The organism is Pseudomonas sp. 9_2_1 (assembly GCF_059295275.1).
This window is the reverse complement of record NZ_CM181239.1, coordinates 3,472,126-3,493,979: the sequence shown is the minus strand read 5'-3', so window position 1 is coordinate 3,493,979 and position 21,854 is coordinate 3,472,126. Positions and strand designations below refer to the sequence as shown.

23 protein-coding genes and 1 pseudogene are annotated in these 21,854 nt (G+C 62.8%); 7 read left to right on the top strand and 17 right to left on the bottom strand.

The window, feature by feature from the left end; all coding sequences use genetic code 11:
• Positions 1–41: 41 nt before the first annotated feature.
• The 11 genes and pseudogenes from AC5O5I_RS15705 to mcpP form a co-directional block, all read right to left on the bottom strand.
• The gene (locus tag AC5O5I_RS15705; protein ID WP_494511104.1) at positions 42–2,243 is read right to left on the bottom strand and encodes an LTA synthase family protein; all 2,202 of its coding nucleotides are present in this window, start codon (positions 2,241–2,243) and stop codon (positions 42–44) included.
• 135 nt (positions 2,244–2,378) lie between these two features.
• A complete protein-coding gene (gene fapF, locus AC5O5I_RS15700) occupies positions 2,379–3,656 on the bottom strand; it encodes a fibril amyloid transporter FapF (protein WP_172222838.1) in 1,278 nt (425 codons plus the stop codon).
• A gap of 47 nt (positions 3,657–3,703) precedes the next feature.
• Entirely contained in the window at positions 3,704–4,462 is a 759-nt protein-coding gene (gene fapE, locus AC5O5I_RS15695) for a fibril amyloid subunit FapE (RefSeq protein ID WP_172222834.1), read from the bottom strand.
• Between the two features lie 45 nt (positions 4,463–4,507).
• Positions 4,508–5,188: a fibril amyloid maturation endopeptidase FapD gene (fapD, locus tag AC5O5I_RS15690; protein ID WP_172222830.1), complete on the bottom strand. Its 681-nt coding sequence runs from the start codon at positions 5,186–5,188 to the stop codon at positions 4,508–4,510.
• Between the two features lie 62 nt (positions 5,189–5,250).
• On the bottom strand, positions 5,251–6,777 hold the full coding sequence (gene fapC, locus AC5O5I_RS15685; RefSeq protein ID WP_172222825.1) for an amyloid-like fimbrin subunit FapC: 1,527 nt from the start codon (positions 6,775–6,777) through the stop codon (positions 5,251–5,253).
• Between the two features lie 51 nt (positions 6,778–6,828).
• On the bottom strand, positions 6,829–7,407 hold the full coding sequence (gene fapB, locus AC5O5I_RS15680; RefSeq protein ID WP_172222821.1) for a fibril amyloid subunit FapB: 579 nt from the start codon (positions 7,405–7,407) through the stop codon (positions 6,829–6,831).
• A 1-nt stretch (position 7,408) separates the two neighbouring features.
• Positions 7,409–7,843 (bottom strand): functional amyloid chaperone FapA, encoded by a 435-nt coding sequence (gene fapA, locus AC5O5I_RS15675; protein WP_172222817.1) that lies wholly within the window; start codon positions 7,841–7,843, stop codon positions 7,409–7,411.
• Positions 7,844–8,140: 297 nt separating this feature from the next.
• The gene (locus AC5O5I_RS15670) at positions 8,141–8,710 is read right to left on the bottom strand and encodes an AAA family ATPase (RefSeq protein ID WP_494511103.1); all 570 of its coding nucleotides are present in this window, start codon (positions 8,708–8,710) and stop codon (positions 8,141–8,143) included.
• Complete coding sequence (gene pnuC, locus AC5O5I_RS15665) at positions 8,707–9,273, bottom strand: nicotinamide riboside transporter PnuC (RefSeq protein ID WP_172222809.1); 567 nt, start codon at positions 9,271–9,273, stop codon at positions 8,707–8,709. Before pnuC ends, AC5O5I_RS15670 begins: the two co-directional genes overlap by 4 nt.
• 116 nt (positions 9,274–9,389) lie before the next feature.
• Positions 9,390–10,124: a methyl-accepting chemotaxis protein gene (locus tag AC5O5I_RS15660; RefSeq protein ID WP_494512768.1), complete on the bottom strand. Its 735-nt coding sequence runs from the start codon at positions 10,122–10,124 to the stop codon at positions 9,390–9,392.
• A 138-nt stretch (positions 10,125–10,262) separates the two neighbouring features.
• Positions 10,263–10,934 (bottom strand): annotated as a pseudogene (gene mcpP, locus AC5O5I_RS15655) (methyl-accepting chemotaxis protein McpP); the annotation flags it as partial.
• A gap of 389 nt (positions 10,935–11,323) precedes the next feature.
• Here mcpP and AC5O5I_RS15650 point away from each other — a divergent pair.
• Both AC5O5I_RS15650 and AC5O5I_RS15645 read left to right on the top strand, forming a co-directional pair.
• Positions 11,324–12,154 carry an undecaprenyl-diphosphate phosphatase gene (locus AC5O5I_RS15650; protein WP_172222801.1) on the top strand — a complete coding sequence of 277 codons (831 nt, stop codon included), beginning with the start codon at positions 11,324–11,326 and terminating at the stop codon, positions 12,152–12,154.
• Positions 12,147–12,560 (top strand): DUF1294 domain-containing protein, encoded by a 414-nt coding sequence (locus AC5O5I_RS15645; protein ID WP_172287587.1) that lies wholly within the window; start codon positions 12,147–12,149, stop codon positions 12,558–12,560. The genes AC5O5I_RS15650 and AC5O5I_RS15645 overlap by 8 nt, the downstream gene beginning before the upstream one ends.
• Positions 12,561–12,658: 98 nt before the next feature.
• On the opposite strand, the gene AC5O5I_RS15640 is transcribed toward AC5O5I_RS15645, so the two are convergent.
• Together AC5O5I_RS15640 and AC5O5I_RS15635 are read right to left on the bottom strand one after the other, a co-directional pair.
• A complete protein-coding gene (locus AC5O5I_RS15640; protein ID WP_494511102.1) occupies positions 12,659–13,018 on the bottom strand; it encodes an MmcQ/YjbR family DNA-binding protein in 360 nt (119 codons plus the stop codon).
• Positions 13,011–13,913 carry a LysR substrate-binding domain-containing protein gene (locus AC5O5I_RS15635; protein WP_172222883.1) on the bottom strand — a complete coding sequence of 301 codons (903 nt, stop codon included), beginning with the start codon at positions 13,911–13,913 and terminating at the stop codon, positions 13,011–13,013. Before AC5O5I_RS15635 ends, AC5O5I_RS15640 begins: the two co-directional genes overlap by 8 nt.
• A gap of 133 nt (positions 13,914–14,046) precedes the next feature.
• Between AC5O5I_RS15635 and AC5O5I_RS15630 the strand changes: the two genes are divergently transcribed.
• Positions 14,047–14,658 carry an FMN-dependent NADH-azoreductase gene (locus AC5O5I_RS15630; protein ID WP_172222788.1) on the top strand — a complete coding sequence of 204 codons (612 nt, stop codon included), beginning with the start codon at positions 14,047–14,049 and terminating at the stop codon, positions 14,656–14,658.
• Between the two features lie 43 nt (positions 14,659–14,701).
• On the opposite strand, the gene AC5O5I_RS15625 is transcribed toward AC5O5I_RS15630, so the two are convergent.
• The 3 genes from AC5O5I_RS15625 to AC5O5I_RS15615 form a co-directional block, all read right to left on the bottom strand.
• Positions 14,702–15,301, bottom strand: coding sequence for a helix-turn-helix domain-containing protein (locus tag AC5O5I_RS15625; protein ID WP_172222783.1), 600 nt, complete (start codon positions 15,299–15,301; stop codon positions 14,702–14,704).
• Positions 15,302–15,340: 39 nt separating this feature from the next.
• The gene (locus AC5O5I_RS15620; protein WP_494511101.1) at positions 15,341–17,293 is read right to left on the bottom strand and encodes an oxidoreductase; all 1,953 of its coding nucleotides are present in this window, start codon (positions 17,291–17,293) and stop codon (positions 15,341–15,343) included.
• Positions 17,294–17,765: 472 nt separating this feature from the next.
• On the bottom strand, positions 17,766–19,163 hold the full coding sequence (locus AC5O5I_RS15615) for a purine-cytosine permease family protein (protein ID WP_172222775.1): 1,398 nt from the start codon (positions 19,161–19,163) through the stop codon (positions 17,766–17,768).
• A gap of 235 nt (positions 19,164–19,398) precedes the next feature.
• Between AC5O5I_RS15615 and AC5O5I_RS15610 the strand changes: the two genes are divergently transcribed.
• The 4 genes from AC5O5I_RS15610 to AC5O5I_RS15595 all read left to right on the top strand — a co-directional run bounded on the left by AC5O5I_RS15610 (position 19,399) and on the right by AC5O5I_RS15595 (position 21,451).
• The gene (locus AC5O5I_RS15610; RefSeq protein ID WP_172233430.1) at positions 19,399–20,283 is read left to right on the top strand and encodes an EamA family transporter; all 885 of its coding nucleotides are present in this window, start codon (positions 19,399–19,401) and stop codon (positions 20,281–20,283) included.
• 65 nt (positions 20,284–20,348) lie between these two features.
• Positions 20,349–20,669, top strand: coding sequence for a YbjQ family protein (locus AC5O5I_RS15605; protein ID WP_172233427.1), 321 nt, complete (start codon positions 20,349–20,351; stop codon positions 20,667–20,669).
• A 141-nt stretch (positions 20,670–20,810) separates the two neighbouring features.
• Positions 20,811–20,999, top strand: coding sequence for a hypothetical protein (locus AC5O5I_RS15600; protein WP_003253897.1), 189 nt, complete (start codon positions 20,811–20,813; stop codon positions 20,997–20,999).
• 140 nt (positions 21,000–21,139) lie between these two features.
• The gene (locus AC5O5I_RS15595) at positions 21,140–21,451 is read left to right on the top strand and encodes a hypothetical protein (RefSeq protein ID WP_172229870.1); all 312 of its coding nucleotides are present in this window, start codon (positions 21,140–21,142) and stop codon (positions 21,449–21,451) included.
• A 45-nt stretch (positions 21,452–21,496) separates the two neighbouring features.
• On the opposite strand, the gene AC5O5I_RS15590 is transcribed toward AC5O5I_RS15595, so the two are convergent.
• Positions 21,497–21,829, bottom strand: a complete 333-nt coding sequence (locus AC5O5I_RS15590; protein WP_172229867.1) for a hypothetical protein — start codon at positions 21,827–21,829, stop codon at positions 21,497–21,499.
• Positions 21,830–21,854 lie beyond the last annotated feature (25 nt).

Sequence of the window (21,854 nt, the reverse complement as noted above, 5' to 3'; positions counted from 1 at the left end):
GAATCGACGGGCACCGGTGGCCGGGCGATGGGCGGTAACGATCAGCCCGAGTGAGCGATCTGATCCTCGGTCAGTTCATCTGCCGCTTCATCCTCGCCCGGCAGTGCGGTGATCACGCTGAAGTCACTGACTTCCACCTTGCCGCCGCCATAACCCAGCAAATGGAAGGAAAACGCCTTGCGCCCTGTCGGGTTGTCGAAACCGAACTCCATTTCCAGCGGCTGTTCGGCGGTGACCCTCACCTCGGCAGGCAAGCCCAGTGGCACATCCTGCTCCAGCTGCTTGGCCTTGAGTTGTATGTAGGCGGTGCGCGTAGGGTCCAGCGAGCGCACCTTGACCCGCACGCGGGTATGCGAGCCGCCGGGCATCTCCAGGTACTGGGCGCCAATCAGGTTGTCGGCCCAGTCATCGTGAATGCGCTTGCGCAACTTGATCGGCGAAGGGCCGCCGAACTGGTAGCGCAAGTTGAGCGGGGTTTGCAGCAGGGACTGGTCGAGCACCCCGGCCAGGGCGCCGATCTGCTGGCCGAGCAGGCTGTCGCCAGGGCCGAGGTAGCGTGCCTGATCGGCGATGAAACCTTTGCTGGCGTAACGCCGGCAGCGCTGCTGGAAGTCGCATTCGGTGAACACGCCCTGGCCGTTGTGGTAACGCAGCATGCCGTTGGTGTAGGAGATCATCTCGCGACCGGTATCGTAGTCGCGGTACAACGAGCGCCCACCCAGCGCTATTGGAATCGGCAGGGCGAAGTAGTCCAGCAGCGAGGTGGCCAGGTCGACATGGCCGTAGGTGCCGCGCTTGATAGGCGGCAACCGGGCCTGTTCCGGCGCCAGGGTGAGGTTGAAGCCCCAGGCCGAAGCCAGGCGCACGCCGTCGATGCCGTGGGATTCGTCGGAGGTCACCACTACCAGCGTGTCCTTGAGCACGCCCTTGCGTTCGAGGTTGTCGAGAAATGCGCCGATCGCGTCGTCCAGGTAAGCCACCGCTGCCTGTTTCGGCGTGTCGTAGCGCTGCAGGTATTCGGCCGGTGCCGAGTAAGGCTGGTGGGTACCCACGGTGAGCAGGGTCAGCATCCACGGCTTGTCCTGCTTTTGCAGTTTGTCGACATAACCCAGGGCCCCTTCGAAGAAGGACCGGTCATCCTTGCCCCACGGGAAGTCCAGGTAGTTCTTGTTGCGGAACCATTCCAGGCCATGCACCGAGTCGAAGCCGATGTGCGGCATGATGCGGTCCTTGGCCATGAAGCGCAGGCCGGCGCCCTGCAGGTAGTGGGTGGTAAAGCCGGCCTGGCGCAATTGCGTCGGCAGGCAGGCCTGGTTGCGCTGGTGCTGGGTCAGCAGCTCGACGCCCTTGGGGGTGCCGTTGGCCAGCTTGTCGTAGTCCCCACATAGCATCGCGTACAGGCCGCGAATGGTCTGGTGCGTGTGCAGCACGTAGTCCGGGGTGCTCATGCCGCGCTCAGCCCATTGGCTGAGCCTGGGCATCAGGTTTTCATCGAAGCGACTGTGCAGGGCCTGGCGGTTGGGCCGTACGTAGGCCCCGGGGATGCCTTCGACGGTGATCAACAGCAGGTTGCGGGCGCTGCCAGGCCCGGCCAGCAGCCGTTGGCCATGCAGGTCGGACTGGGTCAGGCCGCTGCTGGCCAGCGGCGTGAAGGTTTGCGTATGGCCCATCCAGCCTTCGACCTGTCGCTGCAGGTTGCCGACCCCGGCCGACATCAGCTGGTGGCTGAGGTTGTACTGGCGCCACTGGTCAGCATCGGAAGGTTGCAGCTGCTGGCTGCCCCAATGGGCGCCGAACAGCACCAGCGGGATGGCCCAGGCCCTGCGCGGCAAGGCGCGGCCGCGGTGTGCGCGGCTGCGCCAGGCAGTGGCAAGCCAGGCCAGCAAGCCGCCACCCAGCACCCAGGGCAGCCAGGCATGCGCCAGGCCGCCACCGGTCGAGTTCTCCATGAACTGCGGGTCGACCAGGTAGGCCAGGTCGGCGCTGGTGGGCAACCGGCCCACGGCACTGACGAGTTCGGCCGAAGCCACCCACAGGGCTGCCCAGGCCAGCAGTACGGGCAGGGCCAGCCACCACGGCCGGCGGTGCAGCAGCAAGAGCAGCAGGCTGCCCAGGGCAAGGTCGGACAGGTAGCCGAGCGGGCTGGACCAGCCCAGGATGGCGCGCATACCCAGTGGGATCACCAGTACCAGCACCGCCAAGGCAGTAAACCGGGTACGTGGGTGGTCTGACAGGCTTTTCACAAAAACTTCCCTTTTGCCATTAAATCGTCATGCGGATGTGCTTGATGATAACAGGCCGGGGGAGGGAAAGCGGGCGGCTACAAGCCCTGTAAACAAAGCCGGGCCCGCTCGCGCAGGCCCGGCTGGGGGCAACTGTCAGAAGTAGTAGGGGAATTTCAGGCTGAAGGAAAAGTCTGGCGCGTCGTCGGTCAGACCAATGGACAAGTTGGGCACGATGGTCAGGTTATCGGTGGCGGCGAAGGTCAGGCCGATGTTGAAGTTGGCTGCGTTGTAGTCGCTGTTGGAGATCGACTGCCAGTCGCCCCCATCGGGCTTGATCTTGCTTTTGCGGGCAAACTGGTCGGACACCGAGAACGACATGCTCATCTTCTCGTTCAAGGCAAAGGCGATGCCACCACCAATCTGCCAGGAATCCCCAAGCTTGACGTCGCCCGGCACCTTGCTGTTGACCTGCGGGCTGATGTCGCTGAACGAATCTTCCATGTTATAGGTGTAGGACAGGCTGCCGAACAGCACGGCCGGGTCGAAGGTCTTGACCAGCGAGATGCCTGGCGTGATCGACCATACGCCGTTGCCCGTCGGCAGGCTTTCCGGTACCGACAGGTTGTCGTTGCCGGCAACCTCGCGCAGCTTGATGCCATACGGGTCCTTGCCGGTCGGGGCCTTGACTCGCAACGTCGCTACGGCGTCAGGCCAAGTCTCGTTTTCGTCGAAGAACTTGTAAGCCACACCCACGTTGATGTCGCCGATTTCCGGGTCGCGAGTCACGGTCGCATCGGAGGTGGTCGGCCCGGCACCCCCTGCGCCGCCCGAGGAGTAGGTCGACTCGCGATAGACCACGGGTACGTTGATGTCGAATTGCCACCGCTGCGCGAGGTTGTAACGAGCAGTCAGATCCAGGGTCCAGTTGTCGGCCTTGATCCTGTCCAGGTTGATGTTGCCCAGGAAAATGGAATCCAGAGCGAGGAAGCCGTTAAGCGTCAGTGCGCGGGTATCGTAGTGGGTATAGGTAACGCCGGTCTCGACGCTGAACTTGCCGCCACCAAAGAAGCCGCTGGCTTCGTCATACAGGTTGGACACGCTTGGCGCGGGCTCGGAGTCCGCAGTGAGTGCCTGGCCATAGGAACTGCCGGTCGTGCCGGGTGCGCCAGAGGCGACGGTCTGTGCGCCTTTGACGCCTTCGGCAGGGGATTTGACCAGGCGTTTGGGTTGGGGGGTGGCCGGCGTCTCTTCCACTTGCCGGACACGTTGCTCAAGCACCATCAAGGCTTGCTGCTGCGCCGCATACTGGCGCTTGAGTTCGCTCAGTTCCTGTTTCAGGGCCTCGACTTGAGGGTCTGCTGCTGCGTAGAGCGAAGTGGGTGCCAGGGTAGTCAAACACACAAGAACTCTGAACGATAAAGATCGGTGCATGGAGTTGCCGTCCCTTCCGACTACTTTTTGTTGAGACTGAGCGTAGATCAGTATCCGAGTGTGCGAAGGCCTTTAAGCTGGTCAAGGCTGCCATTCAGCGAAGCAGCCGTCGGTACGTTCTCGCGCATCACGACATTCAGCGAGGTGACGTTGTTGATGTGGTTGCCGTTGCCGAGCAGCGTGGCGTTCTGCATCAGGCCACCTTGCGCCAGGCGCTGCACGCTGCTGCCCTGGTTGTTGCTGGCGTTGATGTTCATCTGTACACCCACCCCGGTGGAGGACACACTGAGCGCCCCGGCGCCGTTTTCGCCGGTCAGCGTCTGGCCGGCTGCCAGTGCCTGGCCCTGTGGTTGGACGACAGGTGCCTCGTTGGCCTTGGTGACGTTGATATCAACGTTGTTGTAGGCACTGTTGTTGTCGCCCGCGGCCCGCACGACCTGGGTTACGCCTTCGGTGGTGCCGAGCCCGGCACCGCCAGTAACGATGCCTGTTCCAGCGGTTGTTGCAGCGCCGCCCGATCGCGCCGAGCCGCTCCCCTTTTCATCGATCATCGACACGTAGAATTGCGGTTTGATAGTCGATTGCTGCACCTGCAGGGCGCTTGTGGCACCGATGACGTCGCCTTTGGCGTTCTGCCAGGTACTGCTCATGACGATACCGAAACTCACGATCCGCCCCGGCATGACGTAGCGGCCGCGCAGATTTGCCAGCTCGTGGTCCTTCAGTTCGATGGGTTTGAACGTCTCTGCGTGGGTCGGAAGGCTGGCTGCCACGCAAGCGATGACCAGCCAGAGTCGGGTCTTCATGGAATGCTCCCCGGCGCCTCATGCGCCTTGTCATTAGAAGAGTCGTTAGAAGAAGTCGCTTTTGATGAAACCGAAATCCAGCAGGTCCGCGTCTTTCACCGGGGTGAAGCCGTTTACACGGCCTTTGGCGGTCAGTGGCAACGGCGGGTCGAGCAACACGTTACCCTTGTCGTAACCTTGGCCGATGACGGCGAAGATGATGCCGTTCCAGCCTTTGAGGAAGTCTTCGACCTTGTAGCGTTTGTGGCCCAATACCGGGTCACCGATGTACACCCAGCCGTTGTCGACTTTCTGCATCACCACGAAGTGCTTGTAGCCACGAATATCCATCAGCACCACGACCGGGATACGTACGCTGTGCAGTGTGTCAGCTGCTACCCGATAGCCGCGGGCGCGCATCCCCAGGCTTTCCACATAACGTTTCATGTCGAGCATCGAGAAGCCCTGGGTACGCACCAGGTCCTGGTCGGCGTGGGCCAGCATGCCCTCGATGATGTGTTGTTCGTCCACGTCCAGCCAGTAGGCCTGGCGCAGGATGGTTGCCAGCGCGGCGGCGCCGCAGCTGAAGTCGGTCTTCTGTTGCACCAGGTCGGCGAACTTGCGCTCGCGCACGCTTTGCAGGGGTTTGAACACTACGGCGCCGCCCGGTAATACGGACAGCGGCATTTGTGCAGCTTCGCTCACGCTGGCCAGGCACAGCAAAAACGCCAAGGCGATAATGCGCATGATCGGATGCCTTTCGGTTCAGTTGAAGAAAGGCCCCCCGAAGGGGGCCTCGAGCGCAGCGTTTAGAACGAGGTGTTGGAGATGGCCAGCGAGTTGCTTTGCTGGTTGCCCACACCGGCTGCCACGTTCACGCCCAGGTTGCCGCTGCCGCCATTCACCGAACCGCTAAGGGTTGCAGTGTTGGTAACAGGGTTGGCCCAGCCGGTCGGGGTCAGCACTTGGAAGGACACGGTATTGCTCAAGTCGTAAGCGCTGCTTTCGCTGTAGCTCTTGGCAACGTCGTTCGAGGATTGCGAGGATTTCTCGCCAGACTTTTCATACGCCGATTCCGAAGCATTGGCATAGGAAGAGTCATGCGCCTTCTCGTAGGAAGAGTCACGAGACTTCTCGTAGGCAGAGTCGCGAGTCTTGTCGTAGGACGAATCGCGAGTCTTGTCGTACGACGAGTCACGCGACCTGTCGAACGACGAGTCAAACGCTTTCTCGAACGAGGCGTCGTACGAACTGTCACGCGAGCGATCCACATCCACGTTCAGCGATGCGTTCAGCGAGCCATCGAAGCTATCGGTGCGGGTGCGTTCGCGACGGCCATCATCGGTGCTGATGGTACGGGTTGCATCGGCTGCCGCGGCCAGGGTGGCATTCAGGCTGGAGCTGCTGGAGGAGCTGGCGGTGCCACCGACAGAGCCACTGGCATTCCAGCTATTGGAACCGCTGGCGTTGGAGCTGTTGCTGCCACTGGCACTGGAGCTGTTCGAGCCGCTGGCGCTGGAGCTGTTGGAGCCGCTGGCGTTCGAGCTGCTGGAGCCACTGGAAGTCCAGCCGTTGGAGCCGCTGGAGCTGGCGCTTTGTGCGCCGGCTACGCTGAAGCTCGAGGACGCGCTACGATCGTCGCTCGAGTTGAAAGTACCTTCACGCGAGCTGGACCCGGTTTTGGTAGTGGTGAAAGTCAGCGTGTCCACACGGTAGGTGCGGTCGGCGGCGTTGTTGACCTCCAGGCCTGGGCCGTTCTGATCGGCTGTGGCGGAGGCAGTGGCGTTACCCAGGCCAGCATTGGTGTTGGCAATTGCCATGCTGTTTTTCTGCTGGTTCAGGTCGCCGCCGGCGATGTTGATGCCCACGTTACCCGAGCTGCCTTCGCCAGACCCGCTCATGATGGCCGAAGACTGGGTGGACCAGTTGTCGACACGGTTGCGGTTGCTGACCTGGCTTACTTCGGCATTGGCTTCGGCTTCGCCGAACACGAAGCTGTTGTCCAGCGTGGAGTCTGCTGCAGCGTTGGCGATTGCCGAGGCGTTACCCTGCTGGTTGCCGTTACCGGCCGCCACGTTGACACCCACGTTGCCGCTGGCGCCGGTCGCCGAGCTGCTCATCTCGGCTTCGTTGACAGTGCCCTGGTTGGTGATGGTGTTGCCAACGCTGCGCTGGGTGTCCAGTGCGTTGGCGGTGGCCGAGATCGGGATCCGGGTCGGGTTGTTGTTGCCATTGTGGTGGCCGCCGCGGCGGTCGTTCTGATCAGCTTGTACAGCAACAGCCATGACCGCAGCAATTGCGAACACCAGAGGCTTGATTGCCATCGAGGGTTTCATGGTGATTCTCCGTACTCTAGTTGGGTTAAGTGTCTTTCTTGACTGAAAGGGTCAATCCGCGACCCGGATGCTCAAGGTGTTGGCCATGCGGTTTCCCACCCCGGCACTCTGATTCAGCTGGACCACCCCGCGGCCACCGGTGAACGCCTGGTCACTGGTAGTGACTTGGCGATGGCCGATTGCGGTGTCAGCTGGATCGGAGTTGTTGAGCAGCGCCACGTTCTGTTGCATGAGGACGCTGTCGTCGATGCTTTGCGGTTGAGCGCTGATGCTTATGCGCAGGGCATTGGCCTGCTGGGTCCCGGCGCCAGCGCTCTGGTTGACGCCGAGTGCGCCGCTACCATTGCTGAAGGCGTTGCCCTGGATGGTGGCCCGGGCATCCATGGCCGGGTCTGCCGGCGCATTGAGGCGCTGGCGAATCTGGGTGGTGGCGCTGGCTTCGTGGCCCAGGGCGAAGGCCCGGGCATTGGCTTGCTGCTGCATGTCGCCCGCAGCCTGATTGACAGTCATGTTGCCTTGGTAATGGCTGCCGGAACTGTCGATGTCGGCGTTGTTAATGACTGGAACCTGTGACTCGGCGAAGGCCGATACGCTGCAAAACGCAGCCAGTAACCAAAGCGTGCGCGTCATCTCACTTGCCCCCGGTCAGGATCTGCAGCGGTGCGAGGCCTTTCTGGACATTCGCATTGACCATGTTGGAAATGCCGTTGCCCGACCCCGAGCCGCGGCCGGCGGCCAGATTGGGCAGTTGGGTCTGGTGGGTGAGGTTGGCGCCGAGGCTGTCGGTCTGCTGAGTGATCAGGGAATTGATGCCTGCACCACTGCTGATGTTGGCGAAGTCGCCGTCGCTCAGCTCATTGGTCTGCCGTAGCACATGCGGGGCGGGGTTGGCGTTGACTGTGGTCGGACTCGGATCAGGTCGTAGCGGCGGCGTCACCGCATTGCGGGTCTGCACGTCGCGGGTGATCACGATGATGCCGTTGTCGGCCTGGGTCGTGAGGCTTAGTGAGCTGAGCACGCAGGCCACTAGCAACAGATGATTACGGCGTTTGTCAGTTTTCCTCACGACGGCAATTCCTTCTCTGAGCGCTGTCCCTGTTCAGCGGTGCGGGGAACAGAGCAGAAGGTGTGCCGCTTTTGAGAATGGTTTTCAGATCAACAGGTTAAGGCGAGAGGCTGACAAATTGCGGCGCATTGTGTCTCAGCGCTGAAACAGATGTCCGCGCAGGTTGCTGGCTGAGGCAGCCGTGGCCTCGATTGGAAGGGATTTTGCAGGGGTGTTTCATTGGCTTGACACTGTCCCCGAAGCGGGGGCAGGGCCCGCGTTTTCGGGGGGTTTACCCCACAACGGTGTGTCAGTGGCTTAACACTCGGTTGGGCACGCTGGCGTATCGCTATCAATGAGCGTAGCAACCGTTTGTAGCGCCAGCAACTGGCGCTGTGGCCAATTGCCTTCGATTATCTGGTGCACTTGGTTGTGCCGTTGCAGCCACGCGAGACTGTCGTCAAAGAAGCGCTGGCGGTCGCTAAGTTCGGGCTGACTGCGCTGGCCGTCGCCCACCCAGTCGACGCCCTGGGGGCTCAGCAACAGGTGCAGGTCGTAGCGCCGTGCCAGCAGGGCCTGTTCCAGCCACGCCGGGCAGTCACCGAACAGTGCCTGGCTCCAGAGCATGTTGCTGAGTAGGTGGGTGTCCAGAATCAGCAACGGTGGCGCCTGCTCACGGGCGTGGTCCTCCCAGGCCAGTTGGCCGCGGGCGATGGTGGGGATATCGGCGTAGCAGGTGTCGCGGCATTCCTGGTCGATGAAGTGGCGCACGTACTCGGCTACCACCACGCCGCCAAAATGCGCCTGGATCACCCCGCTGAGCCAGCTTTTGCCGCTGGATTCTGGGCCGCACAGCACCAGTACTTTCATGGCCTGCCGAGTGTTCATGGCTGCACCAACGCCGGGTCACGGCGCCATTCGTGCCAGCCGCGTACGGCGATCAGGGTCAGTACTGCGAAGAAACCCGCGGTGAAATACAGCTGTTGGTGCACGTACTGGCCCACATAGACGATGTCCACCACCACCCACAACGGCCAGCACTGCAGGCGCTTTTGCGCCATCCACAGTTGCGCGACCAGGCTGAAGCCGGTGAGAGTGGCGTCGAGCCAGGGCAGGGCGGCATCGGTCCAGCTGGCCATGGCGGCGCCCAGCGCGGCGCTTAGCGCGACCCCGGCGGCCAGCCCGGTGAGCAGTGCTGGACGTGGCAGGCGCGAGACCTGGCGGGCGTCGTGCGCGCGGCCGGGGCGCTTCCATTGCCACCACCCATACACCTGCAGAACGGCATAGGCCACTTGCAGCAGCATGCCTGAATACAGCTTGACCTCGTAGAACAGCCAGCCGTAGATCAGCACCATGACCAGGCCGATCGGCCAGCACCAGGCGTTCTGCTTGACCGTGAGCCAGACAGCGGTGACGCCGAGGACGGCGGCGATGAGTTCAAGGCCGGACATCGGCGATCCTTGGGGGCGGGGAGGGGCGCGATTGTAGCTTGTCGGCAGAGGAAGGTGTAGGCACTTGTAGGAGCAGCACAAGGCTGCTCCTGCAAGAGTCGAGCTATGATCGCCGGCTAGACACGGAATTGGCGCAACAACTGTTCCAGCGCTTCGCTCAATTGCCCCAAAGCCAGCCCGGCATCGCTCGACTGACGCGCCGCATCGGCGGTCTGCTGCGACAACCCTGCGGTATCCAGCACATTGCGGTTGATTTCCTCGACCACATGCGACTGCTGCAAGGTGGCGCTGGCGATGGAGGCATTCAGGGCGGTGAGGTTGTTCAGCACCTGGTTGATGGCATCCAGGCTGGCACCGGCCGCGCGCGCCTGCCCAACCGTCTGGCGCGAAGCCTCGCTGCTGGCATCGATAGCCCGCACGGCAGCATCCGACTGGCTCTGCAGGTGCTCGATCATGGTGTGGATCTCGGCCGTCGACTGCGCCGTGCGCTGGGCCAGCAGGCGCACCTCGTCGGCCACCACGGCAAAACCGCGGCCTTGCTCCCCGGCCCGCGCCGCCTCGATGGCCGCGTTCAGCGCCAGCAGGTTGGTCTGTTCGGCGATGGAGCGGATGACATCGAGCACGCCGCCGATGCGCGTGCTGTGCCCGGCCAGGTCGCGGATCACCTGCACCGCCTGGTCGATGGTCAGCGACAGCCGGTCGATCTGCGCCAGGCTGCCGTGGATGGCCTGCTGGCCATGCGTAACCTGCTGCTGCGCGATGCGCATTTCCCCGGCGGCCTGCTCGGCGGTCTTGGCCACGTCCTGCACGGCATAGGTCACTTCATTCACCGCCGTGGCAACCTGGTCCATCTGCAGCGATTGCTGGGCACTGTGCTGTTGCGCGGCACTGGCGTTGTCGCCGACATGCCCGGCAGACTGCGCCAGCGCATGAGCCGCGCCCTGCAGCTGGCCGACCACGCCTTGCAGCTTGCCGTTGAAACGGTTGAAGTGCTCGCCCAGGTGGGTGATTTCGTCGCGGCCGTGGGTGTCCAGGCGCCGGGTCAGGTCGCTTTCACCGCTGGCGATGTTGCCCATGGCCTGCACGGCTTCCTGCAGGGGGCGTGCAATGCTGCGGGCAATCACCATGACCAGTAGCGCCATCAGCAGCGCGATGCCGAGCCCTGCCAGCGACGCATCGCGCAGCTGGCGGGCGAATTCGGCCTGCACGTCATCGATGTACACGCCCGAGCCGATAATCCAGCCCCACGGTTTGAACAGCTGTATATAAGAGGTCTTGGCCACCGGCTCGCTGGCGCCAGGCTTGGGCCAGCGATAGTTGACCGGGCCGGCGTCCTGCTGGCGGGCCAGAGCGACCATTTCATTGAATACGGCGAAGCCGTCCGGGTCGCGGATGGCCGACAGGTCCTGGCCGTCGAGCTTGGGGTTGGCCGGATGCATGATCATCTTTGGCCCCAGGTCATTGATCCAGAAGTAGTCGTCGTGGTCGTAGCGCAGCGCGCGCACCACCTGCAATGCCTGTTGCTGGGCTGCGTCGCGGCTGAGTGTGCCGGCGGCCTCCAGGCCTTGGTAATAGGCCAGTACACCGGCTGCGGTCTGCACCACATGGCGGGTCTTTTCGGCCTTGGCCTGGTACAGGTCACCGTGGATCTGGCGCAGCATCAGCAGGCCCAGCAGCACCAGCATGGCCACCGCCAACAAAAGGATCAGCCACAAGCGGCGGCTGATCGACATCGACCTCAGAGTGTTCATTCGGGCGCTCCTGCGTTGTTCTTTTTATTCAGACGCATCCAAGCATGCTTTGCTGGCGAACCACACCCGACTAATGGCTAAGTGCTATCTTTGTAGCCATCTGCGGCGGGCCGGGTAAAGCCATTGCAAAGGTGCTCTGCTAGCATTTCGGCCGGGCTAGATGAAACCTTTAACAGGCGTGAACTTTTCCACTGGCGTTGCGCCCAACAGTCGCTGTAAAACAGCCAGGCCGCGTGCGGCAATCACAAGTAAATCAAGAACAAGGGGCCTGCAGCGAGCAGCGCTCCATCGGGGGAATGATGGATTTTTGGACTGCCTTCCAGGCAATCATCTTGGGCGTGGTGGAGGGGCTGACGGAGTTTCTGCCCATTTCCAGTACCGGTCACCAGATCATCGTCGCCGACCTGATCGGTTTTGGCGGCGAACGGGCCATGGCTTTCAACATCATCATTCAGCTGGCGGCAATCCTGGCGGTGGTGTGGGAGTTTCGCGGCAAGATTCTCGATGTGGTCTTCGGCCTGACCAGCCAGCCCACGGCGCGTCGGTTTACCGGTAACCTGTTGCTGGCATTCATGCCGGCAGTGGTACTGGGTGTGTTGTTCGCCGACCTGATTCACGAATACCTGTTCAACCCGATTACCGTGGCGGCAGCGCTGGTGGTGGGCGGGGTGATCATGCTCTGGGCCGAGCGCCGTCAACACCGCGTGGAGGTCGATCACGTGGACGACATGAACTGGAGCCATGCGCTGAAGATCGGCTTCGTTCAGTGCCTGGCGATGATCCCGGGCACTTCGCGCTCCGGCTCGACCATTATCGGCGGCCTGCTGTTCGGCCTGTCGCGCAAGGCGGCAACAGAGTTTTCGTTTTTCCTGGCGATGCCGACCATGGTGGGTGCCGCAGTGTACTCGGGGTACAAGTACCGTGATCTGTTCCAGCCTGCCGATTTGCCGGTGTTTGCTATCGGCTTCGTGACCTCGTTCATCTTTGCCATGATCGCGGTGCGTGCGTTGCTCAAGTTCATCGCCAACCACAGCTATGCGGCGTTTGCCTGGTATCGCATCTTGTTTGGCCTGCTGATTCTGGCCACCTGGCAGTTTGGCTGGGTTGACTGGGCCACGGCACATGGCTGAGGCGCTGCGCGGGGAACGGCTGGATGGCGTGCGCAATGTGCGCCTGAAACTGCTGCTGTTTGGCGTGCTGTGCCTGTTGCCGGGCCTGGGGGCGGCGCAAATGGCCTGGAGCGACCAGGCCTGGTGGCCGTTGGCGCTGTACCCGGCAATGAGCCTGATCAGCCTGTTGCTGTATTGGCAGGACAAGCAACAGGCGCGTTCGCAGGCTTGGCGCACCCCCGAGAAGGTGCTGCATGCCAGTGAGCTGTTGGGCGGCTGGCCGGGGGCGCTGTTGGCGCAGCAGCTGTTCAGGCACAAGACACGCAAGGTGTCGTACCAGCTGGTGTTCTGGGGAATCGTGGGGCTGCACCAGGTGATCTGGGCAGACTGGCTGTTTCTCGGCGGGCGGTATCTGCCTTTTGGTTGATGTGGGCTGTGCCGGCGCTTTCGCGGGTAAACCCGCTCCAAGGGATCACCGCAGTTTGCAGGAGGGGATTTACCCGCGAATAGGCCGGCATAGGCCCTCTACATCAACAACCCCACCTGCAACTGCTTGGGCAGTCGCCGCACTACCAGCTGGTGCGAGCGCTGCAAAAGATCACACAATTCCTCGCGGCCCATGGGGTAGGGCGGGGCCATGCTGATCCACCGCGCCCGCGCCAGATAGGGCGCAGGCCGCAATCCCGGGCGGTCGCAGTAGCCAAGAAACAGCTCGTCCGCCACCTTGAACGACAACCCGGCACCCGCCAGGTCGAGCACCGCAAACATCTTGTTGCCCGCCACCGAGAACACCCGCATGCCACCCCATTTGTAGTCTTCCCGCGCCCCCGGCAGCCCCAGGCAAAACGCCGCCACGTCGGCTTCGCTGATCTTCTGTTCAGACATAGCGCTCTCCACAGGCCTCGAATGACGCCGCCAGGTGATCGATCCACACGCGTACCGCCGGCAATAACCCGCGCCGGTGCGGGTACACCGCCTGCAGGTAGCCACCGGGCAGTGACCAGTCTGGCAGCAGGCGCACCAGCTCGCCGCGTTTCAGTTCTTCTTCGCAAAACATGCTGGGCAGTGCGGTGAACCCCAGACCAGCCCGTACAGCAGCATTACGTACTACGAAATCATCAATGGCCAGCCTTGGTTCCAAGGCAATTTCCTGCTGTTTGCCATGGGGCCCGAACAGGCGAAAGTGTACCAGTCGGTCTGCTTCGGCGGCCCCCAGCACCGGCATCGACGCCAACTGATCCGGTATACGGATATGGTCGGCAAACCCGGGCGCGGCCACTAGCTGCATCTGCGCCTGGCACAGCCGGCGGGTGACCAGGGCCGGGTCTTCATCGCCCAGGTCGCGCACCCGCAGGGCCACGTCGATGCCTTCGGAAATCAGATCGACCCGGCGGTTGAGCAGCACCATGTCCAGCTGCACCAGCGGGTACTGTTCGAGAAAGCGGCTGATGACATCCGGCAGAAAGGCGTGGGCCAGGGCCACCGGGCAGGATACCCGCAGCCGCCCGCGCGGTTCGCTGCTCATGCTGGCCACGGCTTCATCGGCGGCTTCGGCCTCCAGCAGCATGGCCTGGCAATGATGCAGGTAACGCTCACCCACCGCGGTAAGCTTCAACTGACGCGTAGTGCGTTGCAGCAGGCGGGTGCCGAGGCGCTCCTCAAGCTCGGCGATACGCCGCGACAGGCGCGACTTGGGGATGCCCAGCTGGCGACCGGCAGCAGCGAAACCGCCGGCTTCGACCACGCGGGCGAAATAGAAAAGGTCGTTGAGGTCTTGCATGGGCATGTCTCACTGTTCTACCTGTGGGACAAACTAACGCATTTTTAGTGACTTATCAGCTATTGGGCACCCAGGTAGGATTCTCCCCATCGTGATCGCCCAGCACTGCGGTCTTCATATACAGGAGAGTCCCATGAAACTGTTGCACATCGATTCGAGCATCCTGGGCGACAATTCCGCCTCCCGCCAGCTGAGCCGCGAAGTGGTCGAAGCCTGGCAAGCCGCTGACCCCAGCGTTGAAGTGGTGTATCGCGACCTGGCCGCAGATGCCATCGCCCATTTTTCCGCTGCTACGCTGGTTGCTGCTGGTACGCCAGAAGATATGCGTGATGCAGCGCAGGCTTTCGAAGCCAGGCTGAGCGCGGAAACCCTGGAAGAGTTCCTGGCTGCCGACGCCGTGGTGATTGGTGCGCCGATGTACAACTTCACCGTGCCGACCCAGCTCAAGGCCTGGATCGACCGCGTGGCCGTCGCCGGCAAGACTTTCCGCTACACCGAAAGCGGCCCGGAAGGGCTGTGCGGCAACAAGAAAGTGGTGCTGGTATCGACCGCTGGCGGCCTGCACGCTGGCCAGCCGACGGGCGCCGGGCATGAGGACTTCCTCAAGGTGTTCCTGGGCTTTATCGGTGTGACCGACCTGGAAATCGTCCGTGCCCATGGCCTGGCCTATGGCCCGGAGCAGCGCAGCCAGGCGATCGATGCCGCCCAGGCGCAAATTGCCAATGAGCTGTTTGTTGCGGCCTGAGCCTTCTCGACAGGCCGCCCCCGCGCGGGCTTGGCGGCGAGCTTCAGAAGGTTGGCGGTGTGATCACCCAGATCACCACCGCATCCTTCTCACCGGGGTTGCCGTAGCGATGCGGTTCCTGGCTCGAGAAGCTGAAACTGTCACCTTCGGCTAGCTGGAAATGCCGCTCGCCCACCCACAGCTCGAAGCACCCACTGAGCACATAGCCGGCCTCTTCGCCGTCGTGGCTGTAGCTCTGCTGGCTATAGGTGCCCGGGGGGAAGCGTGAGTGCAGGATTTCCAGCTGGCGGTTGGGCTGGGGCGTGAGCAACTGGTCGACGATGCCATCTTCGTAATGCACGCTGAGGCGGCTGTTGCGACGCACCACGTAGCCTTGATCCTCAGGGGCTGTGGTGGCTTCGCTGGCGAAGAACCACTGGATGGTCACGCCCAGGCTGCGGGCGATGTTGAACAGTGCCGGGATCGACGGGTACGAGAGGTTGCGCTCCAGCTGGCTGATGTAGCCTGCGGTCAGTTCACTTTGCGTGGCCAACTCCTGCAGTGTCATGCCGCGGCGCTTGCGCAGGCCGCGGATGCGGGTGCCCAGGAATTGTGGGGCGACGGCCCCGGCTTCGCTGGCGGGGGGCTGGGGGAGTTGGCTCATGCACGTCGGTCCATCGTAAAAGCCCCAGTATGTACAGCCTCAGAGCGCCCAGGCAACCGTCAGGCCATCGTGAATCGCTTCCTCGGCGGTGCGCGGCGCCAGGCAGTCGCCAATGCGCCGCACCTCCACCAGGCCGGCCAGTTCCGTGGCCAGGCGGTCCTCCGGCTGATGGCCCATGCATAGCACCAGGGTATCGATGCCTTCGAAGATCATCGGTTCGCCGCTGGCGGTGTGTTGCAGGTACACCGTGCTGTCGTCGCTACCATACAGCCGGGCATAAGGCGTGATGGAGATCCCCAGGCGGTGCAGTTCGCCGGCGAGCTGGTCACGTACGTACAGCGGCAGGTTCTCGCCGCAATGCGTACCGTTGACGGCCAGTTGCACCTGATGCCCATCGCGCACCAGGCGCTCGGCGATGCCGGGGCCTATCCAGTCGCAGCGCCAATCGATCACCAGCACCGAGCGCCCCAGCGTCACTTCGTTGCGCAGCACTTGCCAGGCGTCTACCACCTGCAACTCGCCGGTGCGTTCGAACGCCGGCCAATAAGGGATGGCGCCGGTCGCGGCGATCACCAGGTCAGGGCGCTCACGCTCGACCAGGGCGCGATCGACCCGGGTGTTGCGCACCACCTCCACCCCCGCCAACGCCATTTCCCGCTGCAGGTTGGTGCTGGCGCCGCCAAACTCGCTACGCCGCGGTAGCAACTGGGCCAGCAGCACCTGGCCGCCCAGTTGCGGGCCGGCCTCGTACAGGGTCACCTGATGCCCGCGCGCGGCGGCCACGGCTGCGGCCTTCATGCCGGCGGGCCCGCCGCCGGCGACCATGATGCGCCTGGGCGAGGGGGTGATGGTCATTTGGCCGTACTGCAGCTCTCGGCCGGTTTCGGGGCGTTGGATGCAGGAAATCGCCAGGCCGCGGTGGAAGTGGCCGATGCACGCCTGGTTGCAGGCGATGCAGGCGCGCACGTTTTCAACGTTACCGTGCTCGGTTTTGCTCGGCATCAGCGGGTCGCAGATCAGCGCCCGGGTCATGCCGCACACATCTGCCTGGCCGCGGGCGAGAATCTGTTCGGCCTCCTGGGGCTGATTGATGCGTCCGGTAACGAACAGTGGCACGTCCAGCTGCTGCTTGAAGGTGCCCGCCTCGCGAGCCAGGTACGCCGCCTCGATGGCCATGGGTGGAACGATATGCACCGCACCGCCCAAGGACGCCGAGGTACCGGCGACGATGTGCAGGTAGTCGAGCTGGCCCTGCAAGGCAACGGCGGCGGCCAGTGATTCATCTTCGCTCAGGCCTTGGCTGTCGCGCTCATCGGCACTGATGCGCAGGCCGATGATGAACTGCTCGTCGGTGGCGGCGCGCACTGCGGCCAGCACTTCGCGCAGAAACCTCAGGCGTTTTTCCAGTTCGCCGTTGTAGCCGTCGCTGCGCAGGTTCACCCGTGGGTTGAGGAACTGGGCGGGCAGGTAGCCATGGCTGGCCACCACCTCGACGCCGTCCAGCCCGGCCTGGTGCAGGCGGCGGGCAGCGCTGGCGTAGCCCTGGACGATTTCGTCGATCATCGCCTGGTCCAGTGCACGCGGCATCACCCGGAAGCGTTCATTGGGCACGGCCGATGCGGAGTAGGCGATTGCCAGCAGGCCATCCGCCGACTCCATGATTTCCCGCCCCGGGTGGAACAGCTGCGACAGCACCAGCGTGCCATGCGCATGGCACGCCTGGGCAAGCTGGCGGTAGCCATCGATGCAGGCATCGTCGGTAGCCATCAGCACATGCGAGGTGTAGCGGGCACTCTCGTGCACCCCGGCGACCTGCAGCACGATCAGGCCCACGCCGCCGGCGGCGCGGTCCCGCTGGTAGGCGATCAGCTTGTCGTTGACCAGGTTGTCGGTGGGAAGGCAGGTGTCGTGGCCGGTTGACATGATCCGGTTCTTCAAGCGTTTGCCGCGGATCTGCAGCGGCTCGAACAGGTGCGGGAAGGCGGTTTGCATGCAGGCGGCTCCGGTGATCTGTTGTTGTTTTTCTGTTATGAAAGTGTAGCTGCAGTAAAAAATCAACTCATTTCTTTACTTGAATGCGGCTGGCTTTTTCTCAGTCTCAGAGCGAGGGTGTGAGCTCACAGCAACAGGAAAACGGGCCTTTGGGGGAACCGGCAGGAGAACGCTACGATGCAGAGCGAAGGCGGCGGCGAAATGGCGCGGAGTCAGGTGATGGCCGTAGGGTCAGTGGTCGCTGTGGGGGATGCTAGGGTCTGGCAGGTTGCATCAGGGCTTACAGGTGCTTGCCTTAAGACATGCAGCGCCTATGAGATCGAGCGCCGCCAGCGCGGCGCTCGATCTCATAGGCGCTGCAAATGCTGTGACAAGCCCCTGTCAGCCTGATGCATTCCTTGCGAGGAAGGCTTGCCGGCAGGCAATGTGCAGTGCAGTCTGGCCACTCACCGCCCAGCCCTCCACACCCCGATCAATTCACCCCAGGTACAATCATCGCCGCAGGTGCTAGCTCAGCACGACGCCGCGCGACCAGGTAGTACAGCACGCTAGGCACCACCAGTCCGATCAGCCAGGACACATCCACCCCACCCAGGTGCGCGACCATCGGCCCGGTGTACAGCTTGGTGTCGATGAACGGCATCTGGATCAGCACGCCGACGGTGTACACGATGATGCCTGGCCAGTTCCAGCGACCGTAGCGACCCTGTGGGTCGGCGAGGGCAGGGATGTCGTAGCGCTCCTTGGTGATGAAGTAGTAGTCCACCAGGTTGACGGCGCTCCAGGGCACGAAGAAAGTCAGCAGGAACAGGATGAACGACTTGAACGCGGTCAGAAACGAATGCTGGCCAAGCAGCGCGACCAGGGTTGCCGCTCCGACGATGGCCAGTACGAACACCAGGCGTTGGCTGCGGGTGATCGTCAGGTGGCCGCGCAAGCCGCTGATGATGGTTGCGATGCACATGAAGCTGCCGTAGGAGTTCAGGGTCGAGATGGTCACCTTGCCGAACGCTATGCAGAAATACAGCAGCGCGGCAGTGGTGCCGACACCTCCCAGGCCGACAATGTAGGCCACTTCGCGCCCGGAAAATTCGCCGCCGGCAATGGCCGCCGCGAACACACCGAGGATCATCGATGCCTGGGCCCCGATCACCGAGCCCAGGCCTGCGGCGAAGAAGGTCTTGACCGGTGAAGTGCTGCTGGGCAGGTAGCGCGAGTAGTCCGCTACATAGGGGCCGAAGGCTATCTGCCAGGATGCCGCCAGCGAAACCGCCAGCAGGAACGATGCCCAGGTGAAATGGCGGTTGTCCAGCAACTGCCCGATATCGGCCAGCATGAGGATGCGACTGAACAGGTAGACGAACGCGATGATGCCCAGCACGCTGGCGATCCGGCCGATCCAGTGGATGACCCGGTACCCGGCCAGGGTGGCGAGCACGATCACTGCCGCGAAGATAAGGATGCCGGTGCTATCGCTGACACTTAACAGCTGGCCGATCGCCTGCCCGGAAAGCACCGTGCCAGTAGCGGTGAAGCCCATGTACATCAGGCACACCAGCACCATCGGGATGGCGGCGCCATAAACCCCGAACTGCACTCGGCTGGAGATCATCTGCGGCAGCCCAAGGCGTGGGCCTTGCGCCGCGTGCAGCGCCATGACTGCACCACCGATCAGTTGGCCGATCAGCAGGCCGATCAGCGACCAGAACACGTCGCCACCCAGCACCACGGCCAGGGCACCGGTCACGATAGCGGTAATTTGCAGGTTGGCTCCGAGCCAGAGGGTGAACTGACTGTACACGCGTCCATGGCGTTCAGTTTCCGGGATGTAGTCGATCGAGCGCCGTTCGAGCACGGGTTTGCTGGACATGGTGTGGCTCCGCTTGATTGTTTTTGTATAAGCGAGGAGGTCATCGGCTGGACGCAAGGCGAATGACCTTGGCTTGATCTGAGCATGTCTATACAAGTCCGGTCAAGTGAAGTTTACCGAGGATTACAGTGGTACTGTTGCGCAACCCTTGGGCGTAACTGTGCTGGTCGGACGCGATGGAATAGCCTTATGCTGTTACGAAATATGTCTAAGAAATCTGCTGAGGAACGCTGCAATGCCGCTGAAGGACCTGCTCATCGCCCTGGTGGTGATTGTCGCTTGGGGCGTCAACTTCGTGGTCATCAAGGTGGGCCTCGATGGCTTGCCGCCGATGTTGCTGGGCGCGCTGCGGTTCTTGCTGGTGGCATTCCCGGCTATCTTGCTGGTCAAGCGCCCCAAACTGCCTTGGCGCTGGCTGATCGCCTATGGGGCGACCATTTCATTGGGCCAGTTCGCCTTTCTGTTCCAGGCGATGTACAGCGGCATGCCCCCGGGGCTGGCGTCGCTGATTTTGCAGTCGCAGGCGTTCTTCACCCTTGGCTTCGCTGCCCTGTTTCTTGGCGAGCGTTTGCGCGTGGCCAGCGTGCTGGGGCTGCTGGTGGCGGCTGGTGGCCTGGCACTGATCGGCAGTGAAGATGGCGGCCATGTGCCAATGCTGGCGCTGGTGCTGACCCTGTGTGGCGGTGCCATGTGGGGGTTGGGCAATATCATTACCCGGCGTTTTGGCTCGGTCGACCTGGTGGCGCTGGTGATCTGGGGCGGGCTGATTCCGCCGCTGCCGTTCCTGGCACTGTCCTGGTGGCTGGAAGGGCCAGAGCGCATCGGCCACGCCCTGGCCAATATCAGCTTGAGTTCGCTGCTGGCCCTGGCGTACCTGGCCTTTGTCGCAACCATGCTCGGCTACAGCCTGTGGAGCACGCTGCTCTCGCGCCACCCGGCAGGCAAGGTGGCCCCGTTCTCGCTGTTGGTGCCGGTGATTGGCTTGAGCTCGTCGGCGTTGCTGCTGGGCGAACGCCTGACCGCAACCCAGGGCTGGGGCGCGCTGCTGGTGATGGCGGGTTTACTGGTCAACGTCTTCGGCGCCCGGATCGGGCAGCGCTTGCGGGCCGCTAGCGCGTAAGGCAAATCTGCAGGACTGCGCTCTGTTAGAATCGGCTCCTTTTGCCAGGCTTGCGGAGCGCACTCATGATCATTTCCACCACCAGTCAGCTCGAAGGCCGCCCGATTGCCGAATACCTGGGTGTAGTCAGCTCCGAGTCGGTGCAGGGCATCAACTTCGTGCGCGATTTCTTTGCACGCTTTCGCGACTTTTTCGGCGGCCGCTCGCAAACCCTGGAAAGCGCGCTGCGCGAGGCCCGCGAGCAGGCTACCGAAGAGTTGAAAGCGCGGGCACGGCAGTTGCACGCCGACGCGATAGTGGGTGTGGATTTCGAGATCAGCATGCCGTCGGTACAAGGCGGCATGGTGGTGGTTTTTGCCACGGGTACAGCGGTGCGCCTGAAATAGAACGTTTATGCCACTGGTCGGGTCCAAGGCGTTCTGCCCGGGTGGTCTGCAAATGACCAGCTAGTCTCACTTTCACAGGCCGCGTCTACCTGGGCAACTTTTCTGGTTGCCGGCGCGACCGCCACTGGAGGGACACAGGGCATGAGCGAATCCTTTTTCGAAGACCTGAACGACGCGTTCCCGATCAACAGCCAAGTGCGTTGCGGCCAGGCGGCATTTCGCCTGGGGTTCGCCCACATGACGCTGGATGATTCCGAACAGCTCCAGCCTGCACACCTGCAGCGGAGCAAAAAAGGCCGCTTCATGCCGCGGGTGCCGTTGAAGAAGTGACCCCGCCCCAGCCCAACCCCGCCCGATGGCGGGGTTTTTGTTGCGGTTCGTTGATCCGCCTCATGGTATTGCCGGGTAGCGCTCGCCGAACGGCCAAGGCTGTGGTTTGCTGGCGTGGCATTGCAGCGACGGAGGATTGAATGCTCATGCGAGTCAGGGAAGATACCTATTGGCAGTGGGCCGACGCCCAGCTGCATAGCCGCAGCCACGACGAAGTACTCAGCGACGGCACCACGCTGGACGTGCAGGTACGGCTTTCGCGCCTGGGGGCCACCCAGTTGTTCCTCGGGTTGTATGGCGGGGATGGGCGAGCGTTGCTGGAAGAGTACTACCCTGCACGGCCAGGCGAGACGATGACCCGCGCCATGGTATGGGGCGTCGATCGCGCCCGGGCGATGGCAACGGGCGCCTTGCCCTTGCCAGAGCCGCGCCGCCACCGGCGCCGGGCATGAAAAAGCCCGGCCTGTGCGGCCGGGCTTCGATAAAGGTGAGAGCCCTCAGTTGAGCGGTTCGATCACCTTGACTGCCTGCTGCTCACGGGCGGCGGGCCATTCCTGTTGCAGGGTCTGCAGCACGCGGCCAACGAACTCGGTGTCGGCGGCTGCCTTCTTGCCGACGTAGCCCATCCCACGGCGGTAGACCTTGAAGCGTGCACGCATGCTGGGCAGGTGCTCTTCGAATTCAGCTTCGACGGTGTTCGGTGGCAGGCGGTCGAGGCGCACTTCACCGGTTTGGCTGACCCACAGCAGGTGGTCGTCAAGGCTGTCCTTGCGTCCAGCGAACAGTTGGGCCAATTGGTCGATTGTCGGTTTGTCGTTCAAGTTCATCATAAAGCCCCCATTACCCATTCTTAGG